This window comes from Falsiroseomonas stagni DSM 19981, from assembly GCF_900114315.1.
GTDB lineage: Bacteria > Pseudomonadota > Alphaproteobacteria > Acetobacterales > Acetobacteraceae > Falsiroseomonas > Falsiroseomonas stagni.
The window spans coordinates 110,735-132,924 of sequence record NZ_FOSQ01000005.1; the positions used below are offsets into that span (position 1 = coordinate 110,735).

General features: G+C 70.2%; 25 protein-coding genes. 16 read left to right on the top strand and 9 right to left on the bottom strand.

All coding sequences use genetic code 11. From position 1 onward, the window contains the following. Positions 1 to 23: 23 nt before the first annotated feature. On the top strand, positions 24 to 1,001 hold the full coding sequence (locus BM041_RS14685) for a Bug family tripartite tricarboxylate transporter substrate binding protein (protein WP_092960632.1): 978 nt from the start codon (positions 24 to 26) through the stop codon (positions 999 to 1,001). Positions 1,002 to 1,043: 42 nt separating this feature from the next. Here the strand turns inward: BM041_RS14685 and BM041_RS14690 are convergent, their stop codons facing one another. Continuing rightward, positions 1,044 to 2,066 carry a TerC family protein gene (locus BM041_RS14690; protein WP_092960633.1) on the bottom strand — a complete coding sequence of 341 codons (1,023 nt, stop codon included), beginning with the start codon at positions 2,064 to 2,066 and terminating at the stop codon, positions 1,044 to 1,046. A gap of 45 nt (positions 2,067 to 2,111) precedes the next feature. Further along, positions 2,112 to 2,582, bottom strand: a complete 471-nt coding sequence (locus BM041_RS14695) for a DUF4112 domain-containing protein (RefSeq protein ID WP_245762096.1) — start codon at positions 2,580 to 2,582, stop codon at positions 2,112 to 2,114. Positions 2,583 to 2,776: 194 nt separating this feature from the next. Here BM041_RS14695 and BM041_RS14700 point away from each other — a divergent pair, with 194 nt between their 5' ends. The 6 genes from BM041_RS14700 (at position 2,777) to BM041_RS14725 (ending at position 7,024) form a co-directional block, all read left to right on the top strand. Then, positions 2,777 to 3,151: a RidA family protein gene (locus BM041_RS14700; protein ID WP_092960634.1), complete on the top strand. Its 375-nt coding sequence runs from the start codon at positions 2,777 to 2,779 to the stop codon at positions 3,149 to 3,151. A gap of 20 nt (positions 3,152 to 3,171) precedes the next feature. Continuing rightward, positions 3,172 to 3,726 (top strand): DNA-3-methyladenine glycosylase I, encoded by a 555-nt coding sequence (locus BM041_RS14705; RefSeq protein WP_092960635.1) that lies wholly within the window; start codon positions 3,172 to 3,174, stop codon positions 3,724 to 3,726. A gap of 10 nt (positions 3,727 to 3,736) precedes the next feature. Beyond that, the gene (locus BM041_RS14710; RefSeq protein ID WP_092960636.1) at positions 3,737 to 4,741 is read left to right on the top strand and encodes a hypothetical protein; all 1,005 of its coding nucleotides are present in this window, start codon (positions 3,737 to 3,739) and stop codon (positions 4,739 to 4,741) included. Continuing rightward, complete coding sequence (locus BM041_RS14715; RefSeq protein WP_092960637.1) at positions 4,738 to 6,024, top strand: SDR family oxidoreductase; 1,287 nt, start codon at positions 4,738 to 4,740, stop codon at positions 6,022 to 6,024. Before BM041_RS14710 ends, BM041_RS14715 begins: the two co-directional genes overlap by 4 nt. Beyond that, entirely contained in the window at positions 6,021 to 6,491 is a 471-nt protein-coding gene (locus BM041_RS14720; protein ID WP_092960638.1) for a DUF2269 family protein, read from the top strand. The genes BM041_RS14715 and BM041_RS14720 overlap by 4 nt, the downstream gene beginning before the upstream one ends. Positions 6,492 to 6,664: 173 nt before the next feature. Next, positions 6,665 to 7,024: an arsenate reductase gene (locus BM041_RS14725; RefSeq protein ID WP_092960639.1), complete on the top strand. Its 360-nt coding sequence runs from the start codon at positions 6,665 to 6,667 to the stop codon at positions 7,022 to 7,024. A 6-nt stretch (positions 7,025 to 7,030) separates the two neighbouring features. Here the strand turns inward: BM041_RS14725 and BM041_RS14730 are convergent, their stop codons facing one another. Then, positions 7,031 to 8,095, bottom strand: coding sequence for an alpha/beta hydrolase (locus BM041_RS14730; protein ID WP_175533944.1), 1,065 nt, complete (start codon positions 8,093 to 8,095; stop codon positions 7,031 to 7,033). A gap of 225 nt (positions 8,096 to 8,320) precedes the next feature. On the opposite strand from BM041_RS14730, the gene BM041_RS14735 reads away from it, so the two are divergent. The 6 genes from BM041_RS14735 to BM041_RS14760 all read left to right on the top strand — a co-directional run bounded on the left by BM041_RS14735 (position 8,321) and on the right by BM041_RS14760 (position 14,073). After that, the gene (locus BM041_RS14735; protein WP_245762097.1) at positions 8,321 to 9,355 is read left to right on the top strand and encodes an amino acid ABC transporter substrate-binding protein; all 1,035 of its coding nucleotides are present in this window, start codon (positions 8,321 to 8,323) and stop codon (positions 9,353 to 9,355) included. Between the two features lie 93 nt (positions 9,356 to 9,448). Then, positions 9,449 to 10,474, top strand: coding sequence for an amino acid ABC transporter substrate-binding protein (locus BM041_RS14740; protein ID WP_092960641.1), 1,026 nt, complete (start codon positions 9,449 to 9,451; stop codon positions 10,472 to 10,474). Between the two features lie 54 nt (positions 10,475 to 10,528). Continuing rightward, entirely contained in the window at positions 10,529 to 11,416 is an 888-nt protein-coding gene (locus tag BM041_RS14745) for an alpha/beta fold hydrolase (RefSeq protein ID WP_092960642.1), read from the top strand. A 61-nt stretch (positions 11,417 to 11,477) separates the two neighbouring features. Further along, the gene (locus BM041_RS14750; RefSeq protein WP_092960643.1) at positions 11,478 to 12,761 is read left to right on the top strand and encodes an ArgE/DapE family deacylase; all 1,284 of its coding nucleotides are present in this window, start codon (positions 11,478 to 11,480) and stop codon (positions 12,759 to 12,761) included. Then, positions 12,737 to 13,321, top strand: coding sequence for a nucleotidyltransferase family protein (locus BM041_RS14755; protein WP_245762098.1), 585 nt, complete (start codon positions 12,737 to 12,739; stop codon positions 13,319 to 13,321). The genes BM041_RS14750 and BM041_RS14755 overlap by 25 nt, the downstream gene beginning before the upstream one ends. Before the next feature lie 59 nt (positions 13,322 to 13,380). Continuing rightward, a complete protein-coding gene (locus BM041_RS14760) occupies positions 13,381 to 14,073 on the top strand; it encodes an EthD domain-containing protein (protein WP_092960644.1) in 693 nt (230 codons plus the stop codon). An 89-nt stretch (positions 14,074 to 14,162) separates the two neighbouring features. Here BM041_RS14760 and BM041_RS14765 read toward each other — a convergent pair whose 3' ends face one another. The 4 genes from BM041_RS14765 to BM041_RS14780 form a co-directional block, all read right to left on the bottom strand. Next, positions 14,163 to 14,681, bottom strand: a complete 519-nt coding sequence (locus BM041_RS14765) for a cupin domain-containing protein (protein WP_092960645.1) — start codon at positions 14,679 to 14,681, stop codon at positions 14,163 to 14,165. An 82-nt stretch (positions 14,682 to 14,763) separates the two neighbouring features. Then, entirely contained in the window at positions 14,764 to 15,744 is a 981-nt protein-coding gene (locus tag BM041_RS14770) for a Bug family tripartite tricarboxylate transporter substrate binding protein (RefSeq protein ID WP_092960646.1), read from the bottom strand. 95 nt (positions 15,745 to 15,839) lie between these two features. Continuing rightward, a complete protein-coding gene (locus BM041_RS14775; RefSeq protein WP_139226070.1) occupies positions 15,840 to 16,232 on the bottom strand; it encodes a hypothetical protein in 393 nt (130 codons plus the stop codon). 183 nt (positions 16,233 to 16,415) lie between these two features. Continuing rightward, on the bottom strand, positions 16,416 to 17,408 hold the full coding sequence (locus tag BM041_RS14780; protein WP_092960648.1) for a Bug family tripartite tricarboxylate transporter substrate binding protein: 993 nt from the start codon (positions 17,406 to 17,408) through the stop codon (positions 16,416 to 16,418). Between the two features lie 371 nt (positions 17,409 to 17,779). Between BM041_RS14780 and BM041_RS14785 the strand changes: the two genes are divergently transcribed. The 3 genes from BM041_RS14785 to BM041_RS14795 are packed head-to-tail and all read left to right on the top strand — an operon-like array spanning position 17,780 to position 20,971. After that, positions 17,780 to 19,660, top strand: a complete 1,881-nt coding sequence (locus tag BM041_RS14785) for a ribonucleoside-diphosphate reductase subunit alpha (RefSeq protein ID WP_175533945.1) — start codon at positions 17,780 to 17,782, stop codon at positions 19,658 to 19,660. Beyond that, the gene (locus BM041_RS14790; protein WP_092960649.1) at positions 19,651 to 19,884 is read left to right on the top strand and encodes a hypothetical protein; all 234 of its coding nucleotides are present in this window, start codon (positions 19,651 to 19,653) and stop codon (positions 19,882 to 19,884) included. The genes BM041_RS14785 and BM041_RS14790 overlap by 10 nt, the downstream gene beginning before the upstream one ends. A 28-nt stretch (positions 19,885 to 19,912) precedes the next feature. Beyond that, positions 19,913 to 20,971 (top strand): ribonucleotide-diphosphate reductase subunit beta, encoded by a 1,059-nt coding sequence (locus BM041_RS14795; protein WP_092960650.1) that lies wholly within the window; start codon positions 19,913 to 19,915, stop codon positions 20,969 to 20,971. Between the two features lie 84 nt (positions 20,972 to 21,055). Here BM041_RS14795 and BM041_RS14800 read toward each other — a convergent pair whose 3' ends face one another. Together BM041_RS14800 and BM041_RS14805 are read right to left on the bottom strand one after the other, a co-directional pair. After that, positions 21,056 to 21,340, bottom strand: coding sequence for a hypothetical protein (locus tag BM041_RS14800; protein ID WP_092960651.1), 285 nt, complete (start codon positions 21,338 to 21,340; stop codon positions 21,056 to 21,058). Positions 21,341 to 21,442: 102 nt separating this feature from the next. Beyond that, positions 21,443 to 22,123, bottom strand: a complete 681-nt coding sequence (locus BM041_RS14805; protein ID WP_092960652.1) for an SCO family protein — start codon at positions 22,121 to 22,123, stop codon at positions 21,443 to 21,445. Positions 22,124 to 22,190 lie beyond the last annotated feature (67 nt).

Genomic DNA, 22,190 nt, shown 5'->3' on the forward strand with positions numbered 1-22,190 from the left:
GCACATCCCTGGGAGTCCCCCTCATGCCATCGCGTCGCGCCCTGACCCTCGCCGCCCTGGCGGCGCTGCCCCTGGCCCCGCGCATCGCAAGGGCCGATGCCTGGCCGAGCCAGCCCATCCGGCTCGTCGTCGCTTCCGCCGCCGGCGGGAATGCCGATGTGGTCGCGCGGCTGGTGGCGAATGCGCTGGAGCCGCGGATCGGCCAGCGGATCCTGGTGGAGAATCTGGCCGCGGCATCCGGCATGCGGGCGACGGAGGCGGTGGCGCGGGCGGCGCCGGATGGGCATGTGTGGCTGGTCGGCACCTCCTCCCAGCTCGTGCACAATATCGCACTGTTCGACCCGATGCCGGTGGACATCGCGCGGGCCCTGCGCGGCGCGGCGATGATCAATGAATCGCCGGGCGTGCTGGTGGTGAAGGCGGATCATCCGGCGCGCGACCTGGCGGATTTCATCGCCCGCGCGAAGGCGGCCCCGGGTTCCTTCGTGATGGGCAGCGGGCCGGCGGGGACCACCACCCATATCATGGGGCTGCATTTCGCGGATCGCGCCGGCGCACGGTTCGAACACCTGCCCTATCCCGTCGGCAGCCAGGCGATGCGGGACATCCTGGGCGGGCGCGTCACCGCCATGTTCGACATCGCGGTCACGGCGCTGCCGCAGATCCGTGGCGGCGCGGTGCGCGGGCTTGGCGTGTCCTCCGCCGAAAGGCTGGCCGCCGCGCCGGACCTTCCGACCATGGCCGAGGGCGGGCTGCGCGACTTCGTCGCCGGCACCTGGAATTCCATCGCGCTGCCGGCGGCCACGCCCGATGCGGTGGTGGCGCGTGTGAATGCGCTGGTGAATGAGGTGGTGCAGGCGCCGGCGATGCGGGCGCGACTCGGCGAACTCGGCGGCTTCGTGCCGGCGGCGATGACGCCGGCGGAGGTCGATGCCTGGGTCACGCGGGAACGGGCGTTGTGGATCCCGGTGGTCCGCGCCACGGGGGCGCGGGCCAGTTGATGCAGGGGGCGCGGGCGCCGTGTGGCGCCCGCGCCGGCCGGGCTACTTCGCCACCGCCGCGTCGCCGCGCGTCTTCCACAGCGACCAGGCGATGCCGGCCGCCAGGATCACGAAGGTGATCGACAGCGACAGCGCCGGCGGGAACTTGCCGGTCTCCGGGAAGACCAGGTCGGCCACGAAGATCTTCGACCCGATGAAGACCAGCAGCACCGACAGCGCGTACTTCAGGTAGTGGAAGCGGTGCACCATCGCGGCGAGGGCGAAGTACAGCGCCCGCAGGCCGAGGATGGCGAAGATGTTCGACGTGTAGACGATGAACGGGTCCGTCGTGATGGCGAAGATCGCCGGCACGCTGTCCACCGCGAAGATCACGTCGGCGACCTCCACCAGCACCAGCGCCAGGAAGAGCGGCGTCATGAACCAGGTGGCCTTGCCGCTCTGCGGGTGCGGCTTCTTCACCCAGAACTTCTCGCCATGCAGGTCATCCGTCACGTTGAAGCGGCGGCGCATGAAGGTCAGCAGCGGGTTGGACGCGATGTCCGGCTTCGCATCCGCCATCACCCACATCTTGATGCCGGTGAAGATCAGGAAGGCGGCGAAGATGTAGAGCACCCAGGAGAACTGGGCGACGATGGTGGCGCCGAGCCCGATCATGATCGCGCGCAGCACGATGACGCCGAGGATGCCCCAGAACAGCACCCGGTGCTGGTAGATCCGCGGCACCGCGAAGTAGGTGAAGATCATCGCGATGACGAAGACATTGTCCATCGCCAGCGTCTTCTCGACGATGAAGCCGGTCCAGTAGAGGGTCGCGGCCTCCGCGCCCGCCAGGCCGACGCCCTCGGGCTTGAGGTTGTCGAAGCTCCACCAAACCCAGAAGCCGAAGGCGAGGCCGAGGCTGATGTAGATGGCGGAGAGAACGAGGCTCTCCTTCACCTCGATCTCCCGCGCCTCCCGGTGCAGGACACCGAGGTCGAGAACGAGCAGCAGGCCGACGACGGCGATGAAGACAAGCCACATCCAGACGGGCGTGGCGAGGAAGGTTCCTGTCAGGAACTCGAACATGGGGGACTCCAGGGGGGTGGTTCGGGGGTGGCGGTCGGGGGGGCGTCAGCCCGCGGGCGGGGGGCGAGCCAGGTGTTCTCGCAGCAGAGCCATGTTCCGACGGTTAGCGCGCAGGAAAATATCCGCGGTCCAGCCGAGGAGGGGCACCGCGCCGATCGCGGCGTCGAGCGCGACGTTGCCCGCCATGCGCAGCAGCACCGGGCGCGGCACGCCAAGGCGCGCGGCTTCCAGGATGAGCCAGGCGGAGACGCCCTTCGACACCAGCGGCCCGATGCCGGGCAGCAGGTTGGATGCCGCGTCGGCGCCGAAGCGGATCGAGGTGCCGGGCACGCGGAGCGCGCTGTCCAGCATCCAGGCGAGGCGATCGAGGCGCGCCAGCGCGGCTTCGGACTCGGCCGGACGCCCAGAGGATGGATCGGCAGACGGATGGACGGACGGGTCGCGTGAAAGCGACATCGGCATCTCCCAGGTGCAGGCCGCGCGCAACGCGGCCTTCAGATGGAAGGTGTCCGACATGACGGCGCCATCGCCGCCAGAGGGGCCCGGACCCCCAGCAGGAGGCAGATGGATCGCCGCCTGCACGGTTTCAAGATGGCCGATTGTTCATCCGGGCCTCGGCCATGCCGGGCCGGCCGGGGTGGCGGCCCAGGGTGGCGCCCCGGGGTGGCCTGTCTATGCTTCCCGCGCCGGCACGACGGAGGCGGCACCCCATGAATCCCGACATCACCCGCATCCCCAGCCGCAAGCTGCCCAGCAAATCCGCGGTCTCGGTCTATCGGCTGCCAGGCGGGGGCGGGTTCCTCTGGGCGGTCGCCGTATCCCCGGACCGGACGCAGGATATCCGGGCGCAGACGCGCGGCACGCTGGCGGTGCTGGACGGCTACCTGGCCGATGCCGGCGTTGATCGGACCCGGATCGTGAAGGCGGAGGTCGTGGTGACGGACCATGACAACAAGCCGGCCTTCGACGAGGTCTGGGCTGCCTGGATGCCGGACGGGCAGGGGCCGGTGCGGTCCTTCGTGGAATCGCGGATGCCGGAGGGCGATCTGATCGAGATCATCATCACCGCCGCCCTGCCGGCCTGATCGCGCGGGGTGACCAAGGCATGGACCTGACCCTGCCGCGCTGCCGCTGGGCGGCGACCGACCCGATGATGGCCGCCTACCACGACACCGAATGGGGCGTGCCCGTCCTCGATCCCCGCGCCTTGTGGGAAACGCTGATGCTGGAGGGATTCCAGGCCGGCCTGTCCTGGCAGGTGATCCTGCGCAAGCGGGAGGCGTTCCGGGCGGGCTTCGCGGGGTTCGATCCCGTCCGCGTCGCGGCCTTCACGGAGGCCGATATCCTCCGCCTGTTGGCGGACCCCGGCATCGTGCGGTCCCGCGCCAAGATCGAGGCGACGATCGCCGGCGCGCGGGTCTTCAACGCCATGCAGGCGGCAGGCGAGGATTTTGCCCAGTGGTGCTGGTCCTTCACCGGCGGGCGCACGATCCGGGGCGATGGGGTTTCCACCACCACGCCGCTGGCGGAGGTGGTGTCGAAGGCGCTGAAGAAGCGGGGGTTCAAGTTCGTGGGCCCCACCATCGTCCATGCCTGGATGCAGGCGGTGGGGATGGTGGATGACCACCAGGCGCATTGCTTCCGGCATCGCATCGGCTGATCCTCGCGCCATGCGCGCCCTTCTCGCCCTGCTGCTGGTGATCGCCCTGCCCGCGCGGGGGGAGGAGGCGCTGGGCCTGGCGCCCGGCCACACGCTGCGCCTGCACGCGGCGCCGCGGGCGGAGGCTCCGGTCTCCCGCAGCTACACGCTGACCCTGGCGGCGGGGGATTGGCTGGCGGTCACGGCCCCGGCGGCGCAGGTGAATGGCGCGGCGACGGAACCGCCGATCGAGGTCGCGGGGCCGGGTGGCGTCACGGCGCGGGACTACGGGCGGCTGGTGATGCGCGCGGCGCAGGCGGGCGACTACCGGGTGGCGGTGCGGGATTTCCATGCGCTGTCACTGTCCCGCTACCCCGCCGGGCATCCGGTGGTGGATCCGGGCCTGGCACCCGGCGATGTGCGGGTGGATGGAAGGCCGCTGCGGGCCACGCCGGTTGTGACGACGGAGCCGATGGACCTGCGCTACGACGACGCGCCCCCGCCTTCCGGCTGGCCGGCGCGGGTCGCGGTGGCGGTGGGGGATGGCTTCACCTTGCATCTCTATCGCCGCGACGCCATGCGGCAGATGGAGTTGTGGCCTGCGGACCCGGTGCCGGTCGTGGCGGCGCTGCTGCGCGGCACCGCGCCGATCGAGGCGCGCACCGACCTGCCGCTGTTCCCGGCTGGCAATTTCAGCGTGGCCTTCGCGGCGCAGGCGGAGCGGCGGCACGGGCCCTGCATCGACTGGCTCCGCCATGTCGCCTTCCACACGCAGGAAAGCGTCTGGCCCTTCGACCGGCTGGCCTATGTGGCGCTGGGGCTGAGCCGGGACGGGCGGTATCTCGCCACCGCGATGGGGGAGACCCGGCCGGTCCCCGCCAAGGGGGATCCGACGGAGGCGCGGGAGGGGACCAGCCCTGCCTATGAGGCTGCGCTGCGGGCGCGCATCGCGGCGGACCCGGCGGCGCTGGAACCACGGCTTTCCGCGCTGGATGCGGTGCTGGAAAGCCTGGTCATCCCCTGCGGGGTGCCGTGACGGTCCTGGTCATCGGCGGGCACGGGCTGATCGGCGGCGCCATCGTGGCGGCGCTGCTGGCGGCGGGGCATGCGGTGGCGGGGGCGGGGCGGGGTGTCCGGCAGGCGGCGCGCCGGCAGCCGGCGGTGCGCTGGCACCGGATCGACATGGCGGATCCGGGCGCGGATTGGGCGCCGGTGCTGGCGGGCGTGACGGCGGTGGTGAATGGCGCCGGCGCCTTGCAGGACGGGCCCTCGGACCGCCTGGCGGGCGTGCATGTGGCGGGGCTCGCCCGGCTGCTGGCAGCCTGCGAGACCGCGGGGGTGCGGCGCTTCATCCAGGTTTCCGCGGCGGGGGTGGGGGACAGCCCCGGTGCCTTCGGCGCGACGAAGCGGGAGGCGGAGGCGCTGCTGGCGCGGTCGGGCCTCGATTGGCTGGTGCTGCGGCCCGGGCTGGTGCTGGCGCCCGTCGCCTATGGCGGGTCCGCGCTGCTGCGGGCGCTGGCGGCCTTTCCCCTCTTTGTCCCGGCGCTGCATGCGGACCGTGTGGTGCAGGTGGTGGGGGCGGATGATGTGGCCGCGGCGGTGATCGCCGCGCTGCGGCCGGGGGCGCCTTCTGGCGTGGCCATCGACCTGGTGGCGCCGGCGGCGACGACGCTGGCGGAGATCCTGGCGGGGTTGCGGGGCTGGCTCGGGCTGGCGCCGGCGCCGGTGGTTGCGATGCCGGGCCTGGTCGCGGCGATGGGCGCGCGGGTGGCCGACGGGCTGGCCTGGCTGGGCTGGAGGAGCCCGATGCGATCGACCTCTCTCGCGCAAATGGCGGCCGGGGTGCAAGGCGACGGGGCGGCGGCCGCGACGCTGCTGGGGCGCCCGGTCCGGGGGCTCGGCGCGTGGCTGTCCGCCCATCCGGCCGGGGCGCAGGAGGCCTGGTTCGCGCGGCTCTATCTGATGAAGCCGGCCGTGATCGGGGTGCTGGCCGCGTTCTGGCTGGTCTCCGGCCTGGTGGGGCTGTTGCGCCCCGCGGAGGCATCGGCGGTGCTGGAGGCAGCCGGCTTCGGGCCGGCGCTGGCACGGGCGGTGGTGCTGGGTGGGAGTGTGACGAACATCGCGCTCGGCCTGATGGCGATGCACCGGCGCGGTGCGCGGCTGGCGCTGTGGGGCATGGTGGCGGTGACGGGGGCCTATCTGGCGGGGGCGACGCTGTGGCGGCCGGACCTCTGGCTCGATCCGCTGGGGGTGCTGGTGAAGACGCTGCCGGCGGCGATGCTGGCGCTGGCCGGGCTGGCGGTGCTGGACGACCGATGAGCCTGTTCCTGGCGATCAAGGTCCTGCATGTCATCGGCGCCGCGGTGCTGCTGGGCACGGGGGCGGGGATCGCCTTCTTCATGCTGATGGCGCATCGCGCGGGCGATCCGCGCATCATCGCCCATACCGCGGGCGTGGTCGTGGTGGCGGATACGGTCTTCACGGCGACGGCGGTGGTCGCGCAGCCCGTGACGGGCCTGGCGCTGGCCTGGATGGCGGGACATTCCCTGTGGGATGGCTGGCTGCTGGCCAGCATCGCGCTCTATGTGCTGACCGGCCTGTTCTGGCTGCCGGTGGTCTGGATGCAGTGGCGGATGCGCAACCTGGCGCGGGCTGCGGTGGCCGCCGGCACGGCGCTGCCGCCCGAATACCACCGGCTGTTCCGCGCCTGGTTCGCCTGCGGCTTCCCGGCCTTCGCGGCGGTACTGGGCATCATCGCCCTGATGGTGGCAAAGCCGCCGCTCTGATACCTGTGGCAAGATGGAGTGCCCTGCGGCCGACGAAGTCGGCCGAGGCCGCGAATGCGGCCCGCCGGAAGTCCGGCGAAGCCAAGCCCGCGGAGCGGGTGCCGGCGATTGAGGCATCAAAAAGGAAGACCAACGAGTCGCTGCAAGCGGCCGTTGGTATGAGGAGGCCCCGCATGACCGAGTCCCGCGCCGTGACCATCCACGGCATCAAGAACTGCGACACGATGAAGAAGGCCCGCGCCTGGCTTGAGCAGGCGGGGATCGACCACCGCTTTCGCGACTACAAGGCGGAGCCGCCGCGGCCGGAGGAGATCACGCGCTGGGCGGGGCAGGTGGGGTGGGAGGCATTGCTGAACCGTGCCGGCACCACCTTCCGCAAGCTGCCGGAGGCGGAGCGCGAGGGCATCGACCAGCCGCGCGCCATCGCGCTGATGCTGGCGCAGCCCTCCGTCATCAAGCGGCCGGTGCTGGAGATCGGCGACCGCGTGCTGGTCGGCTTCAAGCCGGAGGAATGGGCGAAGGCGCTGGGATAGGGCGCGTCACGTCAGGTACAGGCGGTCGGCGTATTCACTGATGTGGGTGTCGGTGGGCTGGCCGCGGCGGCGCCCCGGTACCTGCGCCGGGGCGAGGTCCCCCGCCAGGGCGGCGACCAGGTCCTGCCGGATGCGGGGCGCGTTGCGGTACCATTGGTGGCCGATCCAGTTGGCCTCCGCTTCCGTCTGCGGCACCACCGCGCCGGTGCCGGAGGGCAGGACATCCCGCGAATAATCCACCACCGCGGCATTGGCGGGCAGGTCCGCCATCCGTCGCGGCCCGGCACTGCCCAGCCGGGCCACGCCGTTCAGCGTGGCGGAGATGAGCCACAGCACGCCGTCATCGCGGTTGACGCCGATCGTGACGTAGCGCGCGAGGTCGGCGATGGGGCGCAGCCCGCCGAGGCTGTCATCCGCCGCCTCCCCCGCGCGCGGCCGGTCCAGCGCATCGGCTTCATCGTCGCCGGCCAGCAGCAGCGCCTGGGCAAAGAGGGGGCGGTTCATGCCGGGCAGATGCGGCGCGATGGCCTGCATGCCGTGCCGCGTCACGCGCACGCCCATGGAATGCGCGATGTAGGCCAGGCGCAGGCCCTGCCGCGGCGCGCGCGCGATGGTGTCGAGCAGCTTGGCGAGGGCGAGGCCGGAGCGGGAGGCGGAGAGGCGATCGTCCTTGTAGCCATCGGTGCTGCCGGCACCATGGCTCGGCCAGGTGAAGGCCAGCGGCAGCAGGGGCGGGGCGCCGCCCTGTTCGAGCCAGAGCGCGAGCTTGGCCGTGCGGGTCAGCGCTTCGGCGAAGGCATGGTTGAAGCCGTGCACGAAGAGCAGCGGCATGGCCTTCGTGTCCCGTGCCGTGAGGAGCCACTTCTCCACGGTCGCCTGCAATGCGGTGTCGGGATCCTCGGCGATTTGCAGGGAGCCGGGGACGAGGCGGCCCTCCGGCACCGGATCGGCCACCGCTTCGCAGGTGACGACGCCGAGCGTGAGCCTGTCCGGCGGTTCGGAACATTCGGCCCCGAAGCCGCCGGCGGCAGGCTTGCGGTTGGTGGCGAAGAAGACCTGGCGTTGCGACACGGCATCGTTCCTGTCAGCGACAGAAGGACCGTAGCGCCGGCAGCGGGGCGCGGGAAGGCCGTCCGGCGTTGGGTGCGGTGCCGCCGCTTTTCCAGGCAGTGGCGTGACGGGGCCGGCAGAAAGGGCGCCCGAGGCCCTTGCCCGTTGCGCAAGGCCCAATGACACTGAGTTGTCCGCCGGTGCCATCCGGCGTTCCACGACAGGTCTCTTGGGAGAGCTTCACGAATGAACCTTGCGAAGATGGGCGCCGCCCTCGGCGCCGCGATGCTGGGCGCGATCACGGTCGCGCCGGCCGTGGCGCAGCCCGCGGCCACGGCCGACACCGTCGCCGCGATCCGCGCGCGCGGGCAGCTCGTCTGCTCCCACGCGCCGTCGACCGTCGGCTTCTCGCTGCCGGACAGCCAGGGCAACTGGCGCGGCATCGACGTTGATTACTGCCGCGCCGTCGCGGCCGCGATCCTCGGCGATGGCAACCGCATCCGCGTCATCCCCTCCTCCACCCAGCAGCGCTTCACCATGCTGCAATCCGGTGAGATCGACCTGCTGGTGCGCAGCACCACCTGGACGCTGGCGCGCGAAGCCTCGCTGGGCTTCGAATTCGCCGCCATCAACGTCTATGACGGCCAGGGCTTCATGGTGCACCGCGACGCGGGCGTGACCTCCGCCCGCCAGCTCGATGGCGCGACGGTCTGCGTGCAGCCCGGCACGACGACCGAGCTGAACATGGCGGACTTCTTCCGCTCCAACCGCCTGCGCTTCACCCCGGTGGTGATCGAGAGCATCGAGGAGATCCGCAACGCCTTCATCTCCCGCCGCTGCGACGCCTATACGAACGACGCGTCGTCGCTGGCGTCCTTCGCGGCAAGCCAGGGGGCGAATGCGAACCGCTACCTGCTGCTGCCGGAGATCATCAGCAAGGAACCGCTGGGGCCGGTGGTGCGGAAGGGCGATTTCCGCTTCTTCGACATCGTGCGCTGGACGCATTTCGCGATGGTGACGGCGGAGGAATTCGGCATCACCCAGGCGAATGTCGATACCTTCATGAACAGCAACAACCCGGACATCCAGCGCTTCATGGGGCGCACGGGTGACCTCGGCCGGATGCTGGGGCTGGAGAATGACTGGGCGGTGAAGATCATCCGCGCCGTGGGCAACTATGGCGAGGTGTGGGAGCGCAACATGACGCCGATCGGCTTCCCGCGCGGCATCAACAACCTCTGGACGCGCGGTGGCCTGCAATACGCGCCGCCGATGCGCTGAGCATCGAGAGGGGGCGGGCCTTGGCCTGCCACCGTTCGGTTTCCGGGGGCGGCGGGTGACCGCCGCCCCCTTCTTCGTTGGAGGAAGGCAAGCATGAAGAGCTTCATCGCCGGCGCCGTCGCGCTGCTGGCTTCCGCGCTGCCGGCGCTGGCGCAGACCGCGCCCGCCGCGCCGGCCGATACCGTCGCCGCCATCCGCGCCCGCGGCCAGCTGGCCTGCGGCGTGACGCCGAACACCATCGGCTTCGCGTCACCGGACAGCCGCGGCGTGTTCCGCGGCCTCGATGCCGATTACTGCCGCGCCGTCGCCGCCGCGCTGCTGGGCGATCCGGAGCGTGTGCGCTTCGTGCCGCTGTCGGCGCAGCAGCGCTTCACCGCGTTGCAGGCGGGCGAGATCGACCTGCTGGTGCGCGCCACCACCTGGACGCTGTCGCGGGAAGCGCAGCTCGGCCTCGTCTTCGCCGGCGTGAACTACTACGACGGCAACGGCTTCATGGTGCGCCGCAGCCTTGGCGTCACCTCCGCCGCGCAGCTGGATGGCGCGAGCGTCTGCCTCCAGGCGGGCTCCACGACCGAGCTGAATGTCGCGGACTACTTCCGGGCCAACCGGATGCGGCTGCAGCCCGTGCTGTTCGACAATATCGAGGAGATCCGCTCCGCCTTCGTCGCGGGCCGCTGCGATGCCTATTCGTCGGACACCTCGACGCTCGCGGCGTTCCGTGCGGGGCAGGGGGCGCAGGCCGGGGAATACATCCTGCTGCCGGAAGTGATCAGCAAGGAACCGCTGGGGCCGGTGGTGCGGAAGGGTGATTTCCGCTGGTTCGACATCGTGCGCTGGACGCATTTCGCGCTGCTGACGGCGGAGGAGCACGGCATCACCCAGGCGAATGTCGACAGCTTCGCCACCAGCACCAACCCCGACATCCAGCGCTTCATGGGCCGCACGGGCGACCTCGGCCGGATGCTGGGGCTGGAGAATGACTGGGCGGCGAAGGTGGTGCGCAGCGTCGGCAATTTCGGCGAGGTGTGGGACCGCCATGTGACGCCGCTCGGCACGCAGCGCGGCATCAACAACCTCTGGACCCGCGGCGGGCTGCAATACGCGCCGCCGATGCGCTGAGGTGACGTGACGTGGCCCTTCCCGGCGCGGGCCGGGAGGGGCCATGATCCCCGGATGATGCGCAGCCTCCGCACGCCGGTTCTCGACATCGCCTGTGAGGAATCCGGCCCGCCGGATGGCCCGCCCGTCCTGCTGCTGCACGGCTTTCCCTATGCACCGCGGGCCTATGACGGGGTGGTGGCGCGGCTGGTCGCGGCAGGGCGGCGCTGCCTGGTGCCCTACCTCCGGGGCTATGGGCCGACGCGGTTCCTGGCCGCGGAGACGCCGCGATCCGGCCAGCAGGCGGCGCTGGGGCAGGATCTCCTCGACCTTCTCGATGCGCTGCGGATCGAGCGCGCGGTGGTCGCCGGCTACGATTGGGGCGGACGGGCGGCCTGCATCGTCGCCGCGCTCTGGCCGGCGCGCGTGGCGGGGCTGGTGACCGGCACGGGCTACAACATCCAGGACATCGCGGGCGCCGCCCGGCCGGCCCCGGCCGAGCAGGAACATCGCTGGTGGTACCAGTATTATTTCCACACGGAGCGCGGGCGGGCGGGGCTGGAGGCGGACCGGCGCGGCATCGCGCGGCTGCTGTGGCGGCTCTGGTCGCCCGACTGGGCCTTCGATGACGCGACCTTCGCGGCCAGCGCGAGCGCCTTCGACAATCCGGATTTCGTCAGCGTCGTGATCCAGTCCTACCGCCACCGCTACGGCTATGCCGCCGGCGACCCGGCGCTGGAAGCCGTGGAGGCGGCGCTGGCGGCGCGGCCCACGATCACGGTGCCCAGCATCAACCTGCATGGCGGCAGCGATGGCGTCGGGCCGGCGGAGGGCTCGGCCGGGCATCATCGCTTCTTCACCGGGGCGTATGATCGGCGGGTGCTGCCGCGCATCGGCCACAACCTGCCGCAGGAAGCGCCCGAGGCCTTCGCCCGCGCGGTGCTGGACCTGCCGCCGGGCTGAGGCTTCGCAGCGCGGCGCGGGTCGTGTTCCATGCGGGGGCAACATCCCAAGGCCGCGCCGCATGCCCGACCCCGCGATCCTCGACCGTCTCCGCGCCGCCGTGGAGGCGGGGTTCGAGAAGGAGGTGGCGTTCCTGCAGGACCTGGTGCGGTTTCCCTCCCTGCGCGGGGCGGAGGCGCCGTTGCAGGACTGGGTGCATCGGGAGTTGGCCGCGCGGGGCTATGCGATGGATCGCTTCACCCTGGCCGACGTGCCGCTGGACGGGCACCCCAAGGCCGCGCCGATGGTGGATGCGGACCCCGCGCGCAGCGTGCAGGTGGTGGCGACGCATCGCGCCGCGAACCCGACCGGACGAAGCCTGATCCTGCAGGGGCATATCGACGTGGTGCCGGAAGGCCCGCATGCGATGTGGACCCACCCGCCCTATGCCGCGGTGATCCGCGACGGGTGGCTCTACGGCCGCGGCGCGCATGACATGAAGGCGGGCGTGGCCGCCATGGTCTTCGCCATGGATGCGATCCGCGCGGCGGGGCTGGAACCCGCGGCCGATGTCTACCTCCAGACCGTGACGGAGGAGGAGAGCACCGGCAATGGCGCGCTGGCGACTCTGCTGCGTGGCTACCGGGCGGAGGCCGCTTTGGTGCCGGAACCCACGGGCCATGCCATCACGCGCAGCCAGACCGGCACGATCTGGTTCCGCCTCAAGGTCCGCGGCGTGCCGGTGCATGTGATGGTGGCGCAGGACGGCACCAACGCCATCATGTCCGCCTATGCGCTGATCAACGCGCTCTACGCCCACACCAAGGTGCTGAACCAGGTGGGGCGGGACGATCCCTGGTACGGCGCGACGGACCCCATCAAGTTCAATCCCGGCATCATCCGGGGCGGTGACTGGGCTTCATCGACGCCATCCTGGTGCGAGGTCGATTGCCGTATCGGCCTGCTGCCCGGCACCACGCCGCAGGAAGCGATGGCGGGGGTGGAGGCGGTGGTGCGGGAGGCTGCGAAGGGCGATTCCTTCCTGGCCAACAACCCGCCCGAGATCACCTGGCACGGCTTCCAGACCGACCCCTATGTGCTGGAACCGGGGTCGGAGGCCGAGGCCGTGCTGGCGGCCGCGCACCAGGCCGTGCATGGCGGCGCGATGCCGGAACGGCGCAGCACGGCGGTGAATGATGCGCGCTACTACGGGCTGTACATGGGCGTGCCGGGCCTCTGCTACGGGCCGAGGGGCGAGGGGGCGCATGGCTTCGATGAACGCACCTCGCTGGCGGACCTCAGGACCTGCACGCTGACCATCGCGGCCTTCATCGCGGATTGGTGCGGGGTGCGGGCGGCATCGTGACGCCGCGGGAGCAGTCGTGGATCCTCGACCTCGTCCGGGCCAATCCGGTCAATGCGGCGCTGCTGGACCTGCTGCCGGCGCTGGGATTGCCGCAGGCCCATCTGACAGCGGGATGCGTGTTCCAGGCGGTGTGGAACCGTCGCGCCGGACGCGCGGCGGGCTGGGGCATCAAGGATTACGACGTCTTCTATTTCGATGATCGCGACCTGTCCTGGGAAGCGGAGGACGATGCCATCCAGCGCTTGCGCGCGGCGACCGCCCATCTGCCGGCGGCCATCGAGTTGCGGAACCAGGCCCGCGTGCATCTCTGGTATCCCGGGCGCTTCGGCACGCCCTACCCCCGCCTGGCATCGGCCCGGCAGGGCATCGACCGCTTCCTCGTCGCCTGCACCTGCATCGGGATCGAAGCGACGACCGGGGAGGTGTATGCGCCGGATGGGCTGGACGATCTGGCGGCCGGCGTATTGCGGCATAACCCGGTTGATGAACGGCCCGACCTGTTCCGTCGCAAGGCGGAGTCGTACCGTGAGCGCTGGTCTTTCCTGACGATCGAGGGATGACGCGAGAGCGCCCGATCCGGTAGCGGTCGGCGGGTCTGCGGAGGGGGAGCACACAATCCATGCCCAAGCATCGTGTCTTCCTGGCCGCGCCGCCCGGCGCCGATCGCGCGGGCTTCCGGGCGGAGGTGCTGGCCGGGCTGGCGCCGGGGCTGCTGGCGGCGGTGCCGGGCCTGTCCGCGCTTTCGGCCTGCCTGGTCGATGCCACGCCCGCCGTGCCGCCCTGGCAGCGGCCGGGGGAGGCGCCCGCGCCGGCTGAGCCCGCCTTCGACGCGGTCATCGATGCCTGGGGGGAGGGAGCCGCGCTGGAGGAGGCGCTGGGCTGGCTGGCGCCGCGCATCGCGGGGCTGCCGCAGGCCTCCATCCGGGTGGCGGAGACGGTGGAGAAGGATGAGTTGTCGCGTCCCGCCGGTGGCCCCGCGCCGGGCGTGAAGTTCCTGGCGCTGATGTGCTTCCACGAGGACCTGCCGCCCGCCACCGCGCGGCGGCTATGGACGCACCACGCCCCGCTGGCGCTGCGCGTCCATGTCGGCATGGGGCGCTACGTGCGGGATTGGGTGGAGGCGATCGCGCCGGATGACCTGCCCGTGCCGCGTTTCGGCGGCGTGGCGGAACTGCACTTCCCGTCCGCCGAGGTCATGGCCGCGCAGTGGTTCGACAGCGAGGCAGGGCGCCAGGCGATCATCCACGATGTCGGCCATTTTCTCGAACGTGCCACGCGGCTCTACACGACGGAGCATGTGCTGAAGGCGTGAGGGCTTCAGCGTGCTGAAAGCCTGATGCTGGCGGTGCGGACCCCCGCACCCAACCCTCTCCCCCCGTTGGGGGGAGAGGGCTTCGGGTGTCACGGCGCCTTGTGGATCGGGTCCACCCAGAGGACCTGTTCCGGCTTCTCCACCGGCTCGATCTCCAGGTTCACCACAACCGCCTCATTGTCCGAGCGGACGAGGACGCATTCCAGCGTCTCATCACTGCTGGCGTTGATCTCCTGGTGGGGGACGTAGGGGGGGACGAAGATGAAGTCGCCGGGGCCGGCCTCGGCGACGAATTCCAGCTTCTCCCCCCATCGCATCCGGGCGCGGCCCTTCAGGACATAGATCACGGATTCGAGGGCGCCGTGATGATGCGCGCCGGTCTTGGCATTGGCGTGGATATGCACGGTGCCGGCCCAGATCTTCTGCGCACCGACGCGCGCCAGGTTGATGGCCGCGGCGCGGTTCATGCCGGGGGTCTGGGCGGTGTTGGTGTCCAGGCTGTCGCCGGGGATGACGCGGACGCCGGTGTTCTTCCAGCCATCCTCGGGCGTGTGGTGGTGCGGTTCGTCATCGTGGTGGTGGTGATGCGGGATGCCATCATGCGGCATGGCCGGGTCCTCGTGATGCAGAAGGGGCAGTCTGGGTCGGTGGGTGGGGCGGATCAATCGGCCCGCGCGCCGGAGGCGCGGATCAATCTGCCCGCGCGCCCGACGCCCGCACCAGCGGCACCCAGAGGTCGATCTCGGATCTGAGGAAATCGCTGAAACGTTCGGGGGTCCAGCCGCGCATGGCCGGCGTGCCCATGTCATCGAAGCGGCGGCTGATGGTGGGGTCGCCGAGCGCCTGGTCGATGGCGGCCGCCATGCGGTCCACGATCGGCCGCGGCGTGCCGCCGGGGGCGTAGATGCCGTACCAGGAATAGGCCTTGAACTCGCCGAGCCCGATCTCCCGCGCCGTCGGCACATCGGGCGCGGAGGGGCTGCGCTCCTCCGTCGTGACGAACATCATCCGGGCGCTGCCATCGCGGTGGAAGGGGGCCAGCAGGCTCGGGATGTCGGTGGTGAAGGCGATCTCCCCCTGCTGGAGCGCGAGGAAGGTCTGGCCGGGGTTGCGGTAGGTGACGTGTTCCGCCGTCGCGCCGATGCGGGCGAGGAAGGAGGAGGAGCAGATATGGCCGGAGGTGCCGGCGCCGGCACTGCCATAGCTGAAGCGGCCGGGATTGGCGCGGAGCAGGGCGATGAAATCCTGCGCGTTGGTCACGCCGAGCCTCGCCGAGGCCGAGATGGCGAGCGGGATGAAGACCGTCGGCGCGACGGAGGCCAGGTCCCGCAGCGGATCATAGGGCAGCCGGGCATAGAGGCCGAGGGCGAGCGCCATGTTGGAGACGGTGGCGAGGAGGAAGGTCTCCCCGTTCGGGGGCTGCTTGGCGACGTAGTCCGCGCCGACGGTTCCGCCGGCGCCCACGCGATTCTCGACCACCACGGGCTGGCCCAGGATTTCCGACAGCCGGGGCGCGAGGAGGCGGGTTGTGATGTCCGTGCCGCCGCCGGTGCCGAAGGCGACGACGATGCGGATGGGGCGCGTCGGCCAAGGGGCCTGGGCCAGGGCCGGGCTGGCCAAGGGGGCGGCGAAGGGCAGGGCGAGGGCGGTGCGGCGGCGAAGCTGGGTCATGGCGGGGCTCCCGGGGGTGCGCGATCAAAGCGCGGCGCGCGGCGGCGCGCATCCCCCCCCCGTTCCCCTGGCACAGGCGCGGCGCGCGGCCGGTGTCAGGGGCCGGGCGGCGGCAGGACCGGGATGGCCGGCGCGTGGGGTTCCAGCATCAGCACATCCTGCCGCAGCAGGCAGACGCGGTCGCGCGCCACGAGGCGGGTGGTGCCATCCGCGCCGCGGCGAACCACGTAGCGCCAGGCGGTCAGCTCCCCCTCCGCCGCGATGCGGCCGGCCAGGCGATCGGCCTCCGGCCCGGTGCCGCTGCCGGGGATGTCCTGGCGGGCCAGGCCGATGAGCATGTCGCCGCGCATGGTCACGACACGAAAGAGGGAGAGGCCCCCCGTGGCCGCGCCGGCGCGGGTGGCGGAGATGCGGGCGGCCGCGGTGGTGAAGAGCAGGCCCAGGGCCAGGCCCTGGAGCATGGAGACGGCATCGATTCGCGCGGGCATGGCCGGCGACTCCGGGAGAATGGTGGGGGCATTCTGCCCTTGATCCGTGGCCGGACCATGTCGCGTCTGTTTCACCGGTTTCGTCATCCGGTGCGCGGCATGGCCGGCCGCGCGCATCATGCGCCCGCCGGCATTGCGGGGTCGATAAGAAAGACCGGCCGGGTCGATGCGGCCGGGGCCGACCTATTCCCGGATGTTCAGGCTGCGGACGAGGGGCGCCCAGGTGGCGTTCTCCTCCCGCACATAGGCGGCGAAGCGGTCGGGGTTCCAGCCGGTCATGGCGGGGGTGCCCATCTCCTCGAACCGCCGCTTGATGGTGGCGTCGGAGAGCACCGTCTCCAGCGCCTGGGCCATGCGGTCCACGATCGGGCGGGCCAGGCCGGCGGGGCCGAAGATGCCGTACCAGGAATAGGCCTTGTAGTCCGGCATGCCCGCTTCCCGCGCCGTCGGCACATCCGGCACCAGGGAGGAGCGGTCATCGGTCGCCATGAAGATGATCCGCGCCGTGCCGGCATCGTGGAAGGGCTTCAGCAGGCTGGCGATGTCGGCGCAGTAGTGGATCTCCCCGGACTGGAGCGCGGTGAAGACCTGGCCGCCGCCGCGATAGGGGACGTGGATCGCCTCCGTCCCCGTCTTGATGGCGAAGGTGGCGGCGGCGATGTGGCCGGAGGAGCCGACGCCCGAGCTGCCATACTGGTAGAAGCCCGGCCGCGCCTTCATCAGGGCGACGAATTCCTGCGCCGTGCGGGCGGTGACGCCGCGCTGGGTGATGGCGAGGCCGATCGGGACGAAGACGGTGGGGGCGACCGGCGTCAGGTCCCGGATCGGGTCGAAGGGCATGGGCGTGGGCAGGCCCGGGGCCAGGCCGATGGGCGAGAGGGTGGCCAGGACGAAGACATCGCCAGTGGGGGGCTGCTTGGCAACATAGTCGGTGCCGACCACGCCCCCGGCGCCGGCACGGTTCTCGATCACCACGGGCTGGCCGAGCACGTCCTGCAGCCGGGGCGCGATGATGCGGGTGGTGACATCCGACCCGCCGCCGCCGCCGAAGGGCACCACGATCCGGATCGGGCGCTGCGGCCAGGCGCCGGGGGAGGTGCCCTGGCCGAGTGCGGGGGCCGCCAGCAGGGCGGCCGGCGCGGCGAGGAGGGCGCGGCGGCGGAGCGTCAGGCGCATGGTGTCCAATCCCTATATCTTGTGGTGGGCATGATGGGGGCGCCGGGCTGCTTCGCGAAGGGGGCGGGGCGCTGATTGCCGCACGGGCCTGTGGATAGCGGGGACATCGGGGATGGCTTGGAATCCCGCGCGATTGGGGGTGGAGCCGGGCGCGGGCAGGGCGTAATTTGCAGTTCGTCAATGAACGAAACGGGAACTTCGGCACCCCTTTAGCCAACCGAAAAAAATTGCAACAGGTGAACTGCGGGGCGCATGTGGTGTTTGAGTGAGTGTGGCAACACTACATCTTGTTGGACTGGGCCCGTCGGGGGCATTCTCCGCGCCACGGGGGAGTCGCTCCGTCACTGCGGAGCAATTTCGGGGGGTTGGTCGTGTTTGATGCAGTTCAGCTTGAAGGCCATGGCCAGGTTCGGATCGATCGGTCGCGCGATGCGCTGCTGACGGATTTCGGCAAGGCGACGCTTGATGACCGCTACCTGCTGCCGGGGGAGTCCTACCAGGACTTGTTCGCGCGGGTGGCGTCCGCCTATGGCGATGACGCGGCGCATGCGCAGCGGATCTATGACTATATCAGCCGCCTGTGGTTCATGCCGGCGACCCCGGTGCTGTCGAATGGCGGCACCACGCGGGGGCTGCCGATCTCCTGCTTCCTGAACGAGGCCAGCGACAGCCTGGATGGCATCGTCGGCCTCTGGAACGAGAATGTGTGGCTGGCCGCCAAGGGGGGCGGCATCGGGTCCTACTGGGGCAACCTGCGCGGCATCGGGGAGAAGGTCGGCCGCAACGGCAAGACCTCCGGCGTCATTCCCTTCATCCGGGTGATGGACAGCCTGACGCTGGCGATCAGCCAGGGCAGCCTGCGCCGCGGCTCGGCCGCCTGCTACCTGCCGGTGAACCATCCGGAGATCGAGGAATTCCTCGAGATGCGGCGGCCGACGGGCGGCGACCCGAACCGCAAGGCGCTGAACCTGCACCACGGCGTGCTGCTGTCCGACGCCTTCATGCGCGCCGTCGAGAATGACGAGGAATGGGCGCTGGTCTCCCCCAAGGACGGGGCGCTGATGCGCAAGGTCTCCGCGCGCAGCATCTGGATCCGCATCCTGACGGCGCGGATCGAGACGGGCGAGCCCTACATCATCTACTCCGACCACGTGAACCGCGCGCGGCCGGAGCACCACAAGCTCTCGGGCCTGGAGGTGAAGACCTCCAACCTGTGCAGCGAGATCACGCTGCCGACGGGCATCGACCAGCATGGGATGGAGCGCACGGCGGTGTGCTGCCTGTCGTCGCTGAACTGCGAGACCTGGTTCGAGTGGAAGGACCATCCGCGCTTCATCCCCGATGTGATGCGCTTCCTCGACAACGTGCTGCAGTCCTTCATCGACACGGCGCCGGACAGCATGGCGCGGGCGAAGTACAGCGCGATGCGGGAACGCAGCGTGGGCCTCGGCGTGATGGGCTTCCACAGCTTCCTGCAGGCGATGAACGTGCCGTTCGAAAGCGCGATCGCGAAGGTGTGGAACAAGCGGATGTTCAAGCACATCCGCGAACAGGCCGATTTCGCGAGCCGCATGCTGGCGGAGGAGCGCGGGCCCTGCCCGGACGCCGCGGAATACGGCTTCATGGAGCGCTTCTCGAACAAGATCGCGATCGCGCCGACGGCCAGCATCTCCATCATCTGCGGCGGCGCCTCGCCGGGGATCGAGCCGATCGCGGCCAATGTCTACAACCACAAGACGCTGTCTGGGTCCTACATCGTCCGCAACCCGCATCTGAAGAAGGTGCTGGCGAAGCATGGGCGGGACGATGAGGAAACCTGGACCAGCATCACCGTCACCAAGGGCAGCGTCCAGCACCTCGACTTCCTCACGGAGCAGGAGAAGCTGACCTTCCGCACGGCGTTCGAACTGGACCAGCGCTGGGTGGTGGAACACGCCGCCGACCGCACGCCCTTCATCTGCCAGTCGCAGTCGGTGAACCTGTTCCTGCCGGCCAATGTCCACAAGAAGGATCTGCACCAGATCCACATGATGGCGTGGAAGAAGGGCGTGAAGTCGCTCTACTACTGCCGCAGCCTGTCCATCCAGCGCGCGGATACGATCAGCGCCAAGGTGGTGGGCCAGGGCGATGTCATGGCCGCGCATAACGATGGCGCCGCGGCGCCGGCGCTGCTGGTGGCGCGCGGCCTGGATGCCGGGGCGAATGCGACCGCCAACGGCAATGACTTCGAGGAATGCCTGGCATGCCAGTGACGCTGCCGGTCATCGACCTCGACATGCTGCCGAGCGAACCGGCGGGGCTTCGCGCGCGCAAGCGCGCGCTGGAACGCGACCTCGACCGCATGCTGGAACTGCGCGGGCCGGTGACGGAGGTGCGGCGGCTTGTTGCCGACCTCGACCGCGTCGCGGTGGAACTGGCGCGGAGCATGCGGGACGGTTCTTCACAACGCGCGTCTGACCACCACTTCGCCAACTGACGATTTCGTAGACGAGAGCATCATCATCATGCCCGACGATTCCTTCCCGCGCGACGAACTGCCAATCCGCTTCGACCTGCTGACGGCGAATCCCGTCTACAAGCCGTTCCGCTACCCCTGGGCCTATGAGGCGTGGCTGCAGCAGCAGCGCATCCATTGGCTGCCGGAGGAAGTGCCGCTGGCCGATGACGTGAAGGATTGGCAGAAGAACCTGACGGGGTCCGAGCGGAACCTGCTGACGCAGATCTTCCGCTTCTTCACCCAGGCCGACGTCGAGGTGAACAACTGCTACATGAAGCAGTACAGCCAGGTCTTCAAGCCGACCGAAGTGCTGATGATGATGTCGGCGTTCTCCAACACCGAGACGATCCACATCGCGGCGTACTCCCACCTTCTCGACACCATCGGGATGCCGGAGATCGAGTACACGGCCTTCCTCAAGTACAAGGAGATGAAGGACAAGTACGACTACATGCATTCCTTCTCGGTCGAGAACAAGACCGAGATCGCGAAGACGCTGGCCGCCTTCGGCGCCTTCACGGAAGGGCTGCAGCTCTTCGCCTCCTTCGCCATCCTCATGAACTTTCCTCGGTTCAACAAGATGAAGGGGATGGGGCAGATCGTCAGCTGGTCGGTGCGCGACGAGACGCTGCACTGCCTGTCCGTGATCCGGCTGTTCCGCACCTTCGTGCAGGAGAACCCCGAGATCTGGACGGAGGAGCTGAAGCGCGACCTCTACCTGATCTGCTCCACCATCGTGGATCATGAGGACGCCTTCATCGACCTGGCCTTCGAACTGGGCGGCGTGCAGGGCCTCGATGCCGAGCAGACCAAGACCTACATCCGCTTCATCGCGGATCGCCGCCTGCAGCAGCTGGGCCTCAACCCGCTCTACAACGTCGAGAAGAACCCGCTGCCCTGGCTCGATGAGATGCTGAACGCGATCGAGCACACGAACTTCTTCGAGAACCGCGCGACCGAGTATTCGCGCGCCAGCACCGAAGGGTCGTGGGAGGAAGCCTTCGGTGGCTCCACCTTCACCAGCGCGCAGCCGGAAGGCGAGATCGAGCTGACCGGGCGACGCTGAAAACGACAACGGCGCCCCGCGATGCGGGGCGCCGGTTGCGGCTGTCAATCGCCCGCGGCGGCAGCGCCGCGGGCGTTGTCGTCTTCAGTTCTCGGACGCGTCGGGGTGCCGCAGCAGCCACAGCCGTTCATGGGCCGCGACCAGGCTTTCCATGTTCTTCCGGCGGTTGACGTCCGGCGAGACGGGGCGGCGGGTCAGCATCATCTCGAGGATGCGGAGCAGTTCCTCCGCGACCTCGAAGTCGCCCTGGTCGCAGGCATGGTGGAAGGCGATCAGGATCTTGTCGGACAGCCGGCGCGTGTGACGCGGCGGCCCAGAGGGCGCGCGGCCCGCATCGCGGCCGGACGGATCCCGTTCCTCGTCAGACATGCAGCATGCAGCTCCCAGTACGGCGCCGGGGTCTCCGACGCGCGGCGCGCACAATAGCTTGGGTTGAGGCGCGCCGGAACCCTCCGCTTCAGAAGGGTTCGGTCAGCCCCCGGCGGTGCGCATATGGGCGCGGACCGACTGGGCGATCGTCTCCGGCGCGGTTTCCGGCCGGAACAGCGTGCGGACGCGGCCATCCGGGCCGACCAGGTAGATGAAGGAGGAGTGGTCCATCAGGTACTGGCTCATCTCCGGCCTGTTCACCTTTGCGTAGAATACACGATACGCCCGGGCGGCGGCGGCGACCTGTTCCGCCGTGCCGGTCAGGCCGACCATGCGGGGATGGAAGCGGGAGACGTAGTCGGCCAGTGCCTCGGGTGTGTCGCGCTCCGGGTCGATGGAGATGAGCACGGGCGTCACCCGCCGCTCCTGCTCCCCCAGCAGGTCCATGGCGGTGGCGATGATGCCGAGTTCCGTTGGGCAGACATCGGGGCAATAGGTGAAGCCGAAATAGACCAGCATGAAGCCGCCGGCGAAATCCGCCTGCGTGACCGCGCGGCCTTCGTGGTTCACCAGGCTGAAGGGCCCGCCCAGCGCCAGGCCCTGCGGCAATTGCACGCCCCCCGCGGCCGGCGCCGGCATGTCCTGCCCGAAGATGGAGGCGATGCGGCGCAGGAAGGCATCGGCGACGGTGTCGTCATCCCCCTTGCCGAGCCAGGCCGAGGCCCACAGCCCCCCCAGCATGAGAAGCAGGATGAGCGCGGCGATGCGAATGGCGGCGAGCATGGCGGGGGAGATAGGCGCCCGCCGCCGCCACGTCTACCGGACGCGGTGGCGCGGTTCCGCTAGGATC

Coding starts and splice junctions, on each gene's coding strand:
- BM041_RS14700 (WP_092960634.1), top strand. CDS start 2,777: ATGAATCCCGACATCACCCGCATCCCCAGCCGCAAGCTGCCCAGCAAA.
- BM041_RS14725 (WP_092960639.1), top strand. CDS start 6,665: ATGACCGAGTCCCGCGCCGTGACCATCCACGGCATCAAGAACTGCGAC.
- BM041_RS14775 (WP_139226070.1), bottom strand. CDS start 16,232: ATGCCCGCGCGAATCGATGCCGTCTCCATGCTCCAGGGCCTGGCCCTG.
- BM041_RS14770 (WP_092960646.1), bottom strand. CDS start 15,744: ATGACCCAGCTTCGCCGCCGCACCGCCCTCGCCCTGCCCTTCGCCGCC.
- BM041_RS14765 (WP_092960645.1), bottom strand. CDS start 14,681: ATGCCGCATGATGGCATCCCGCATCACCACCACCACGATGACGAACCG.
- BM041_RS14750 (WP_092960643.1), top strand. CDS start 11,478: ATGCCCGACCCCGCGATCCTCGACCGTCTCCGCGCCGCCGTGGAGGCG.
- BM041_RS14805 (WP_092960652.1), bottom strand. CDS start 22,123: ATGCTCGCCGCCATTCGCATCGCCGCGCTCATCCTGCTTCTCATGCTG.
- BM041_RS14690 (WP_092960633.1), bottom strand. CDS start 2,066: ATGTTCGAGTTCCTGACAGGAACCTTCCTCGCCACGCCCGTCTGGATG.
- BM041_RS14735 (WP_245762097.1), top strand. CDS start 8,321: ATGAACCTTGCGAAGATGGGCGCCGCCCTCGGCGCCGCGATGCTGGGC.
- BM041_RS14760 (WP_092960644.1), top strand. CDS start 13,381: ATGCCCAAGCATCGTGTCTTCCTGGCCGCGCCGCCCGGCGCCGATCGC.
- BM041_RS14720 (WP_092960638.1), top strand. CDS start 6,021: ATGAGCCTGTTCCTGGCGATCAAGGTCCTGCATGTCATCGGCGCCGCG.
- BM041_RS14795 (WP_092960650.1), top strand. CDS start 19,913: ATGCCCGACGATTCCTTCCCGCGCGACGAACTGCCAATCCGCTTCGAC.
- BM041_RS14800 (WP_092960651.1), bottom strand. CDS start 21,340: ATGTCTGACGAGGAACGGGATCCGTCCGGCCGCGATGCGGGCCGCGCG.
- BM041_RS14705 (WP_092960635.1), top strand. CDS start 3,172: ATGGACCTGACCCTGCCGCGCTGCCGCTGGGCGGCGACCGACCCGATG.
- BM041_RS14740 (WP_092960641.1), top strand. CDS start 9,449: ATGAAGAGCTTCATCGCCGGCGCCGTCGCGCTGCTGGCTTCCGCGCTG.
- BM041_RS14745 (WP_092960642.1), top strand. CDS start 10,529: ATGATGCGCAGCCTCCGCACGCCGGTTCTCGACATCGCCTGTGAGGAA.
- BM041_RS14695 (WP_245762096.1), bottom strand. CDS start 2,582: ATGTCGGACACCTTCCATCTGAAGGCCGCGTTGCGCGCGGCCTGCACC.
- BM041_RS14710 (WP_092960636.1), top strand. CDS start 3,737: ATGCGCGCCCTTCTCGCCCTGCTGCTGGTGATCGCCCTGCCCGCGCGG.
- BM041_RS14780 (WP_092960648.1), bottom strand. CDS start 17,408: ATGCGCCTGACGCTCCGCCGCCGCGCCCTCCTCGCCGCGCCGGCCGCC.
- BM041_RS14790 (WP_092960649.1), top strand. CDS start 19,651: ATGCCAGTGACGCTGCCGGTCATCGACCTCGACATGCTGCCGAGCGAA.
- BM041_RS14685 (WP_092960632.1), top strand. CDS start 24: ATGCCATCGCGTCGCGCCCTGACCCTCGCCGCCCTGGCGGCGCTGCCC.